Source organism: Mycobacterium sp. (assembly GCF_032162605.1).
Lineage (GTDB): Bacteria > Actinomycetota > Actinomycetes > Mycobacteriales > Mycobacteriaceae > Mycobacterium.
The window spans coordinates 1-9,077 of record NZ_JAVROT010000477.1; the positions used below are offsets into that span (position 1 = coordinate 1).

The following is a 9,077-nucleotide window of genomic DNA, read 5'->3' on the forward strand; positions in this document are numbered from 1 at the left end:
GGATCGAGCGCAGCCCGCTGTTTCACTATCTCAGGGTCCCGGATTTCAGCTTCACCTCGGTCGACGGCCCGACACCGCTCGCCCACGACGGCGAGGTCGAACTGGAACTCACCGAGGCGACTTTCAGCGTGCTGTACCGGGCGCTGCCGGTGTTCCGTCCGTTGCGGTGACGGGATCCCGCTTCCGCAACACCGGCAGGCACACGGCGAAGTAGAGGTAGCCGAGCGCCCAGCCGGCCACCACGTCGGACGGATGGTGGACGTTGAGTGCGACCCGCCCCGCGCCCACCAAGACGACGATGAGGACGGCCGCCGCGGTCGCCCACGGCCAGAGGCTCCTTCGGACGTGCGGTGCCAGGACCGCCGCCAAGGCCAGCACCGCGACCATCGACCCCAGTGCGTGCCCGGACGGAAACGACGTGCCCAACGCGTGGACCATGGCCGTGTCCGGCCGGGGCCGGTCGGCCAGCCACTTGGCGACCTCGGTGACCAGCGCGGACAGCTCGACGCTCAGGAAGAGGAAGAGCGCGGGGCGAAATTGACGTCGCACCAGTGCGAACACGATGAGCCCGAGCGTGAGCACCCGGAAGGTCATCGGCGAGAACACCGTGCACAGCACGTTCCAGGAGATCACCCAGCTGGGGTGCTCGACTCCGATCCGGTGGGCCGCGTCGAGGGCCGACGCGTCCGCCGTCATCACCCACGGCCAGCCCAGCTTCCAGCCGAACCACATGGCCAGATAGACCGCAACGGCCAGCACTGCGAGCCCGGTCCGCCGCCAGGTCCCCGAGTCGGCCCGCATCGCCTGTAACACCATGCACAACCGTAACGATTAATCCCCTAGCGCCCGTGCTGCCGTCACAACCCCGACTCTTGATGGCAGCACGGGCCATCCTGCTACTCGTGGGAACACATTCGTCACAATGCCGAAACAACGCGCCCCTAACTTTGCTATCCATGACGCAAGAGCTCAACAAAGAGCCGGAGGTCCCCGAGGCCGACCTCGACACGATGACCGCCACCAAGGAAACCTTGGAGGACTACACCCTGCGGTTCGCTCCTCGCAGCTACCGCAAGTGGTCGACGCGAGTGGTCGGCATCTCGGCCCTTGGCGGCATCGCCTACCTCGCCGACTTCGCCATCGGCGCCAACATCGGCATCGCCTACGGCACCACGAACGCGCTGTGGGGAATTCTCATCTTCGCCGTCGTCGTCATGCTGACCGGCTTCCCGGTCGCCTACTACTCGGCGCGGTACAACGTCGACCTCGACCTGGTGACCCGCGGCAGCGGTTTCGGTTACTACGGCTCGGTGGTCACGAACGTCATCTTCGCGACGTTCACCTTCATCTTCTTCGCCCTCGAGGGCTCGATCATGGCGCAGGGCCTCAAACTGGGTCTCGGCATACCGCTGTGGCTCGGCTACGCGGCGTCGACGCTGATCATCTTCCCGCTGGTCATCTACGGCATGAAGGTGTTGTCGACGCTGCAGGTGTGGACGACGCCGCTGTGGCTCGTCCTGATGGTGGCGCCATTCGTGTACCTGGTCATCAGCCATCCCGAGTCGGTCGGTCAGTTCTTCGCCTACCGGGGTGAGAACGGTGTGCAAGGTTTCGACCTGGGCTCGACCCTGCTGGCAGCCGGCGTGTGTCTGTCGCTCATCGCTCAGATCGCCGAGCAGAACGACTACCTGCGCTTCATGCCTCCGAAGACCCCCGAGAACAAGCGCAGCTGGTGGACCTGGATGTTCCTGGCCGGCCCCGGCTGGGTCATCTTCGGCGCCATCAAGCAGATCGTCGGCCTGTTCCTCGCCGTCTATCTGATCGCCAACGTCGCCGACAGCGCAGGCATCGCCAATCAGCCGGTGCACCAGTTCCTGGAGATCTACCAGAACTTCCTGCCCCCGTGGTTGGCCATGACGCTCGCGGTCGTCCTGGTGGTCATCAGCCAGATCAAGATCAACGTGACGAATGCCTACTCGGGTTCGCTGGCGTGGACCAACTCGTTCACCCGCGTCACGAAGACCTACCCGGGTCGGCTGGTGTTCCTTGGCGTCAACCTGCTGATCGCCCTAATCCTGATGGAAGCCAACATGTTCGACTTCCTGAACACCATCCTGGGCTTCTACGCCAACTGCGGTATGGCGTGGGTCGTGGTGGTGGCGTCGGACATCGTCTTCAACAAGCACCTGTTGAAGCTGTCGCCGATGCAGCCGGAGTTCCGTCGCGGCATGCTGTACGACTTCAACCCGGTCGGCTTCGGCTCGATGCTGATCGCTGCCGGGCTGTCGGTGATCGCGTTCTTCGGCGGACTCGGGGAGGCCATCCGGCCGTACTCGCCGCTGGTTGCCATCGGCCTTGGCGTGGTGCTCCCGCCCATCATCGCGATCGCGACCAAGGGCAAGTACTACCTGAGGCGTACCGACGACGGCATCGACCTGCCGATGCTCGACGACTTCGGCAACCCGTCGGATGCGCACCTCAAATGCCATGTCTGCCATCACGATTACGAGCGGCCCGACATGCTGAAGTCCGCCAGGGACGAGGGGTACATCTGCTCGCTGTGCCTGTCCACCGACAAGACCGGCCAGAACGTGCTCCCGGCACAAACGTAAACAGACCGTGAAGAGACGGTCATAGCCGATACTGTCCCGGCTATGGCCGTCTTCTTGCGCAAGATCCTCGGCATCGGTGAGCTGCCCGACGACATGCGGGCCCAGGTCGAAGCCGAAGGCGTGCTTCATCTCGCCGAGTTCGTCGCCGTGACGTTCCGCTTCTCGGGGAAGGTGCCCGGCAAGACCGCGAAGGGCAACCTCCGCAGCTACGTCGGCGCGCTGGTGCTCACCAATGAGCGGGTGCTGGGCACACTCTCCTCGGTGCCCAAGAAAGCGGGCCGCGCGGTCGACCACCCGTGGAACGCGAAGGGCGGTTCCATGGTGCAGGCCACTCTGGACGAATCCGGACTGCTGCTCGCCGTGCCCGACATCTCCGTCATCGACCCGAGCTTCTCGGGCTCGGTGTCACTGCACTACAAGGCGCCGCTCTCCGAGAACGTGCTGATGCGGCTGCCACAGCGGTCCTTCGCGTTCGACGCGCCGCCGAAGTTCGTCTACACCGCGTGCGGTGTGCCGCAGAGGTGACGTCACCAAACGTCGCCGCCGACGTAGAACCACCGGCCGGCGCGACGCTCGAACCGGCTGCGCTCGTGCATCTCGCCCCCGGCGAAAACCGCCGTGAACTCCACTTCCCCGCGGTCGTCATCGTGGCCGCCCGCGGCGGCATCTGTCACGTCGAGGCCAATCCAAAGGACGTCGGCATCGATCGTGACGTCGGCGGGGCGCGTCCGCGGATGCCAGGTGCGGAACAGATAGTCCGCGTCGCCACACACGTACGCCGCGTATCTCGAGCGCATCAATTCCTCGGCCGTCGCGGCGTGCCGCTCGCCGTGGTGCAGCGGCCCGCAGCAGGCGTGGTAGCCGGTGCCGGTGCCGCAGGGGCACGGCCGGCCGAAGAGATCGCTCATGGCAGCCGCGCCACTACTTGGTAAGGGCATGGGAGACATGAATCTTCCAGCTGCCATCCGGCTGGCGGGTCAAGACGTCGAGGCCGTCCTCGACCCCCGTGTCCAGAATCTTGCCCGCCGCGTCGGTGACGGTCAGCGTCCAGAAGAGCCTGACCACCGCAAGATCGCCGTCGACCAGCACTTCGCGGATGTCGAGCTGCGCATAGCTGTACCGCTTGACCGGATCGTCGAAGAGCTTCTGCATCCGCTTACAGAACTCGCCGCGGTCGCGATCCTCCCCACCGGGGTACGACAACACCACGTCATCGGCGAACAACCCGCAGACGCCCGCGGCATTGTTGGCATTGAAGTCGTTGGGCCACTGGCGAAGTGCCGATTCGATCGCGGCCTTGTCACGCTCCGTATCGTGCGACTGGCCTGCGCCCCCGCAGCCGACCAGGGCCGCAGCCGCCACCACTGACATCGTCAGCCGCCAACCCCACCGATGTGGTCGGCTCGAGTTATATCTGCCCGGGTATACCACTGACGCCTCCCGGCATAGTCATGGGTGGCGGCGCCATCACCGGCGGAGCCATGGGCGGTGGAGCGATTGGCGGAGGGCCACGGGTGGCGGCACGGCCTCAGTGGGCGGAGGCGGCGGGAACAGCGGTGGCGGGGACATACGGTCCGCCCATCGCCCACCCCATCCGTCACTCTTCGAAGTGCGGACCCAAACGAGCCGCGCAACCGTTTGCTGCTGCCGCCGCATATGCTCGCATATCCGCTTGTCGTGCGCGCCTCAAACAAATTATTGGCAGTTGCCGCTGATTGGCAGCTCGCGTCAGCATCGACACCAGCTGGTTCGCCGACGTTCCACGTTCCACCGCCGCCTACTCCCTTCCGGCGGGGCCGGCCGCACGGCCGTTTCGGCTCGTGGATCATCGATATGGACGTGGATAACCGCCGCCACGAGCCCAACGCTTGCCGATTCAGCGGAGAACCTGTTGCGTGTATCAACGATGAAGGACAACGTGCTCCTCGTGCACTGGCACGATCTCGGCAGGTATCTCGGCGCTTACGGCCATGACGACGTATCCAGCCCCAGGCTCGATCAACTCGCCTCCGAGGGGATCCTGTTCACGCGTGCACACGCCACCGCGCCGCTGTGCTCACCGTCGCGGGGTTCGCTGTTCACCGGCCGCTATCCGCAGAGCAACGGGCTGCTCGGGCTCGCGCACCACGGCTGGGAGTACCGCGCCGGGGTCCGCACCCTGCCGCAGCTGTTGTCCGAATCAGGCTGGCACACCGCCCTGTTCGGCATGCAGCACGAGACGTCGTTCCCCGCGCGGCTCGGATTCGACGAGTACGACGTGTCCAACTCCTTCTGCGAGTACGTGGTCGAACGGACCACTCGTTGGCTGAGGGACGCCCCGACGACACCCTTCCTACTGACCGCAGGCTTCTTCGAGACCCATCGTCCCTATCCGCGGGATCGCTACGAACCCGCGGATGCCGACGGTGTGGAACTGCCCGACTACCTGCCCGACCTTCCCGACATACGTGAGGATCTCGCCGACTTCTACGGCTCCATCGCGGTCGCCGACGCCGCGGTCGGCCAGCTGCTCGACACCCTCACCGAAACGGGGCTGGATGCCTCCACGTGGGTGGTGTTCCTCACCGACCACGGGCCGGCCCTGCCGCGCGCGAAGTCCACGCTGTACGACGCGGGCACCGGCATCGCCATGATCGTGCGACCCCCAACGCGGTTCGGGGCGTCGGGCCGGGTTTACGACGAACTCTTCAGCGGCGTCGACCTGGTTCCCACGCTGCTGAGCGTTCTCGGTCTGCCGGTCCCCGATGACGTCGAGGGGCTCTCACACGCCGCGAACGTGCTCGATGGGATCGCCGATTCCACACCCGTGCGCGCCGAGGTCTACACGACGAAGACCTATCACGATTCCTTCGATCCGATCCGTGCGATCAGGACCAAGGATTTCAGCTACATCGAGAACTATGCGACGCGGCCGCTGCTGGATCTCCCCCTCGACATCGAACAGAGCGCGCCGGGGAGGGCGGTCGCGCCGTTCAGCGCGGCGCCTCGCCCGAGCCGGGAGCTATACGATCTGCGGGCGGATCCGACCGAAAGGGACAATCTCCTGAGCGGTCTGGTGAGCGATGAATCCGAATCAATTGCGAACGAATTGGCGATGCTGCTCAACGATTGGCGACAAAAGACGAACGACGTCATTCCGTCCGATTTCGCCGGGACGCGCATTTCGGCCAGATACACCGAAACATACTTGCACATCAATGGAATACAATTGCCGAGTCGATCGGCAATTGCAGCCGAACGCGGAATCGAAGACGACGTTCGAACGCCGCGATAGTTATGCTCGTGATGAGTTCAATGGTTTGCCATGGTCGAGCATGCGACGCGATTTCGATCCGGTTAGGCTTCCGCGCATGCCCTCCCCGACTGCGTATCTGGTGCTTGCCTCGCAACGGAGTGGCAGCACGCTTCTGGTGGAGTCCTTGCGCGCCACTGGCGTTGCGGGCGAACCCCAGGAGTTCTTCCAGTACCTGCCGACGACCAGCCAGTCGCCGCAACCACGGGAATGGTTCGCCGACGCGGGAGACGAATCGATTCTGCGACTGCTCGACCCGCTCGACGAGGGCAAGCCCGACCTGGCTCCGCCGGAGATCTGGCGCGACTACATTCGGACGGTGGGACGCACCCCCAACGGGGTGTGGGGCGGCAAGCTGATGTGGAATCAGACGCCACTGCTGCTGCAACGCGCCGAGGGCCTTCCGGACCGCTCCGGCACCGGCCTGCTGTCGGCGATCCGCGACGTCGTCGGCTCGGATCCGGTCCTCGTCCACGTGTACCGCCCTGATGTCGTGTCGCAGGCGGTGTCATTCTGGCGCGCCGTGCAGACCCGGGTCTGGCGTGGTCGTCCCGATCCGGTGCGCGATGCGCGCGCCGAGTACCACCCGGGCGCCATCGCACACGTCGTCAGGATGCTGCGCGCCCAGGAGGAGGGGTGGCGAGCCTGGTTCGTCGAGGAGGGCGTCGAGCCCATCGAAGTGTCATATCCCGTGTTATGGCGAAACCTCACCGACATGGTCGGTATCGTCCTCGAGGCGCTCGGCCTCGACCCGCGGCTCGCCCCGGCGCCGGTTCTGGAACGTCAGGCCGACCAGCGGTCCGACGACTGGGTCGAGCGGTATCGCAAGGACGCGGAGAAGGAGGGCCTGCCGGTATGACGGTTCAGACTGGCAACGACACCCAGGTCGACGAGCTTCGGCTGCTGGAAGCGGAGTCGGTGCACATCCTCCGGGAGGTCGTCGCCGAGCTGCAGCGACCGGTGCTCTTGTTCTCGGCGGGTAAGGACTCGATCGTGCTTCTCCGGCTGGCGGAGAAGGCCTTTCGCCCGTTTCCACTGCCCTTCCCGGTGTTGCACGTCGACACCGGCCACAACTTCGACGAGGTGATCGAGTTCCGTGACCGCCGCCTCGGCAAGCACGGCCACAAGCTGATCGTCGGCTCGGTGCAGGAGTCCATCGACTCCGGCCGGGTGCCCGATCCGGGGCCGGGCGCCTCCCGCAACCGGCAGCAGACCCGCACCCTGCTCGACGCGCTCGACGCGGGTGGTTTCGACGCCGCGTTCGGCGGCGCCCGCCGCGACGAGGAGCGCGCCAGGGCCAAGGAACGCATCCTGAGCTTCCGTGACGAGTTCGGCCAGTGGGACCCGCGTGCCCAGCGTCCGGAGCCGTGGTCGCTGTACAACGGCAGGATCAAGCAGGGCGAACAGGTCAGGGTCTTCCCGCTGAGCAACTGGACCGAGCTGGACATCTGGCGCTACATCGAGCTCGAAGGCCTCGAGCTGCCGCCGATCTACTTCGCCCACGAGCGCGAGGTCGTCGCCAGGGACGGCATCCTCCTTGCCGTCTCCGAGTACGTGCAGCCAACGGGCGACGAGACCTCGGCCGTCGAATGGGTTCGCTACCGCACGGTCGGCGACCTGACCATCACCGGAGCGGTGCGGTCACACGCGACCGACATCGCCGGTGTCATCACCGAGATTTCCGCAGCCACGGTGTCGGAACGCGGCGAAACCCGCGCCGACGACCGAACGTCGGTGGCAGCGATGGAAGATCGCAAGCGGGAAGGCTACTTCTGATGGGGCAGACCGGGACTCGCCAGCTGCTCCGCCTGGCCACCGCCGGATCGGTGGACGACGGCAAGAGCACCCTGATCGGCCGGCTCATGCACGACACCGACAGCCTGCCGCTGGACCACCTCGAAGCCGTCAAGGACGAGGCGGGTGTCGCCGACTTGGCCGCCCTGTCCGACGGCCTGCGCGCCGAGCGCGAGCAGGGCATCACCATCGACGTCGCCTACCGGTTCTTCTCCACCGAGCGCCGCAGCTACATCCTGGCCGACACACCCGGTCACGAGCGCTACACCCGCAACATGTTCACCGGCGCCTCGAACGCACACGTTGCGGTACTGCTCGTCGACGCCCGCGCCGGGGTTCTCCGTCAGACCCGAAGGCACGCGCGTATCGCGAAACTCCTTGGCATTCAGCACTTCGTGGCCACGGTCAACAAGATCGACCTGGTCGACTTCGATGAGGGCCGCTTCGGCGAGGTCGACGCCGAGCTGTCCAAGTTGGCAGGCCGACTCGGCATTACGGATCTATCCGTGATCCCCATCGCCGCCAAGCTCGGCGACAACGTCGTGCACCGCTCCGACAACACGCCCTGGTACCCGGGGCCAACGCTGCTGGAGTACCTCGAGGGCGTCGAACTGTCAGCGCCCCAGCCCGAGGCGGCCAAGCTGCGGCTGCCGATCCAGTGGGTGTCCCGCCCCACGACCGACGTCCGGCGCCGCTACACGGGACGGCTGGCCGCTGGGACCGTCAGCGTGGGTGACTCCATCGTCTCGCTGCCCGCGGGCACCCGCTCCACGGTCACCGCCGTGGACACCCTCGACGACGAGCGCACGACGGCGGTGGCGCCGCTGTCGGTGTCGATCGAACTCGCCGACGACATCGACGTGGGCCGCGGCGACGTGTTCGTCAGCGGCGCCGAGGACGCGACGCTGCCGGTGCTGGCCCGCGAACTCGACGCGACGGTGTGCTGGTTCGCCGAGACGCCGCTGCGCGCCGGTGACCGGGTCGCGCTCAAACAGACCTCCAAGACGGTGCGGGCGACGGTGCAGGCCCTGCACACCCGGCTGGATCCCGAGACACTCGACGAACTCGACAACCCTGTTGAGTTGTCGCTCAACGACATCGGCTCGGTGACGCTGCGGACCAGCTCGGTCGTCGTCGCCGATCCCTACAGCGACAACCGGGACAGCGGTGCGTTCATCCTGATCGACGAGACGTCGAACGACACCATCGGCGCAGGCACCATCATCGAGCCGCGCGAGGTCAAGCCGGGCGCCCAGACACGCAACGACATCCGTTGGCACCCTTCGTCACTGGATCGCGGCTACCGCTGGACGACGACTGGCCAGCGGGGTGCCACCGTCTGGTTCACCGGGCTTCCCGCGTCGGGCAAGTCGACCGTT

The 9,077-nt window shown here is 66.1% G+C and carries 9 protein-coding genes and 1 pseudogene; 7 read left to right on the plus strand and 3 right to left on the minus strand.

Annotated elements, in window-relative coordinates:
• Nucleotides 1-170 (plus strand): annotated as a pseudogene (locus tag QOI01_RS26200) (phosphoesterase); the annotation flags it as partial.
• Here the strand turns inward: QOI01_RS26200 and QOI01_RS26205 are convergent.
• Nucleotides 124-816 (minus strand): phosphatase PAP2 family protein, encoded by a 693-nt coding sequence (locus tag QOI01_RS26205; protein ID WP_526386084.1) that lies wholly within the window; start codon nucleotides 814-816, stop codon nucleotides 124-126. The pseudogene QOI01_RS26200 and the gene QOI01_RS26205 sit on opposite strands and share 47 nt — an antisense overlap.
• Nucleotides 817-956: 140 nt before the next feature.
• Between QOI01_RS26205 and QOI01_RS26210 the strand changes: the two genes are divergently transcribed.
• Nucleotides 957-2,612 (plus strand): purine-cytosine permease family protein, encoded by a 1,656-nt coding sequence (locus QOI01_RS26210; protein WP_526386085.1) that lies wholly within the window; start codon nucleotides 957-959, stop codon nucleotides 2,610-2,612.
• Nucleotides 2,613-2,654: 42 nt separating this feature from the next.
• Complete coding sequence (locus QOI01_RS26215) at nucleotides 2,655-3,137, plus strand: hypothetical protein (RefSeq protein WP_526386086.1); 483 nt, start codon at nucleotides 2,655-2,657, stop codon at nucleotides 3,135-3,137.
• A gap of 2 nt (nucleotides 3,138-3,139) precedes the next feature.
• Here QOI01_RS26215 and QOI01_RS26220 read toward each other — a convergent pair whose 3' ends face one another.
• A complete protein-coding gene (locus QOI01_RS26220) occupies nucleotides 3,140-3,520 on the minus strand; it encodes a YchJ family metal-binding protein (RefSeq protein ID WP_526386087.1) in 381 nt (126 codons plus the stop codon).
• A 13-nt stretch (nucleotides 3,521-3,533) separates the two neighbouring features.
• Nucleotides 3,534-3,983 carry an SgcJ/EcaC family oxidoreductase gene (locus tag QOI01_RS26225; protein WP_526386088.1) on the minus strand — a complete coding sequence of 150 codons (450 nt, stop codon included), beginning with the start codon at nucleotides 3,981-3,983 and terminating at the stop codon, nucleotides 3,534-3,536.
• 535 nt (nucleotides 3,984-4,518) lie between these two features.
• Between QOI01_RS26225 and QOI01_RS26230 the strand changes: the two genes are divergently transcribed.
• From QOI01_RS26230 to cysN, 4 genes are all read left to right on the plus strand, one after another.
• The gene (locus QOI01_RS26230; RefSeq protein ID WP_526386092.1) at nucleotides 4,519-5,886 is read left to right on the plus strand and encodes a sulfatase family protein; all 1,368 of its coding nucleotides are present in this window, start codon (nucleotides 4,519-4,521) and stop codon (nucleotides 5,884-5,886) included.
• 76 nt (nucleotides 5,887-5,962) lie between these two features.
• Nucleotides 5,963-6,763: a trehalose 2-sulfotransferase gene (gene stf0 / locus QOI01_RS26235; RefSeq protein WP_526386089.1), complete on the plus strand. Its 801-nt coding sequence runs from the start codon at nucleotides 5,963-5,965 to the stop codon at nucleotides 6,761-6,763.
• Entirely contained in the window at nucleotides 6,760-7,680 is a 921-nt protein-coding gene (gene cysD / locus QOI01_RS26240; protein ID WP_526386090.1) for a sulfate adenylyltransferase subunit CysD, read from the plus strand. The genes stf0 and cysD overlap by 4 nt, the downstream gene beginning before the upstream one ends.
• Nucleotides 7,680-9,077: sulfate adenylyltransferase subunit CysN (gene cysN / locus QOI01_RS26245; RefSeq protein WP_526386091.1), on the plus strand; the 1,398-nt coding region annotated here is incomplete at its 3' end. The genes cysD and cysN, both read left to right, overlap by 1 nt.